Raw genomic sequence first — 537 nt, forward strand, 5'->3', positions numbered from 1 at the left:
GCTGGGTTAATGTACGGCGTGGAAGACGCTACAGGAGTTCTTCCACGCTTGTGTCGTCGAGCAATATTGATTGGCTAGGTTAGCTCTCTTTGTTGTTTGTTAAAAAGTCCATGATCAGTATTTGCGTATCTTTGTATGCTGCTTCGATGTTATCTACTTGGGCGATCAGCGCGTCTAGCGACGTTTCTGCGGGCATGACTTCTAGTGTGATACAGGCTTGATATAGTCGCATAAAAGCAAGGTTGCCCGATGTGCCTTTCAAAGCATGGGCATGGGCTTCAATATTTTTCCTGTCATTACACTCTGCCGACTCTTTTAACTTATGCAACATTTCTGGGGTACTTTTTTGAAACATACCAAGGAGTGTGGCCAAGCGATCACGGCGGCCTTTGACCCGTTTTAATGCGGTGTTGATATCCCAAGTGGGTTCATCCGTAGTGGGTTCTTTATTAATCCTTGCTTCAATCCTTGTCTTGCTTCCTTTGCCATCTGCCCAACGCACCAAAGTGCGGGTTAGTAGTAGGCTATCGATGGGTT

At 46.2% G+C, this 537-nt stretch carries 1 protein-coding gene; it reads right to left on the reverse strand.

All coding sequences use genetic code 11. The features are described 5' to 3' along the window. Nucleotides 1-79 precede the first annotated feature (79 nt). A partial coding sequence (locus tag ACFQEU_RS17895) for an Hpt domain-containing protein (protein WP_379784354.1) occupies nucleotides 80-537 on the reverse strand: 458 nt, incomplete at its 5' end.

The organism is Halorubrum tibetense, assembly GCF_042661865.1.
Classification (GTDB): Archaea; Halobacteriota; Halobacteria; order Halobacteriales; family Haloferacaceae; genus Halorubrum; species Halorubrum tibetense.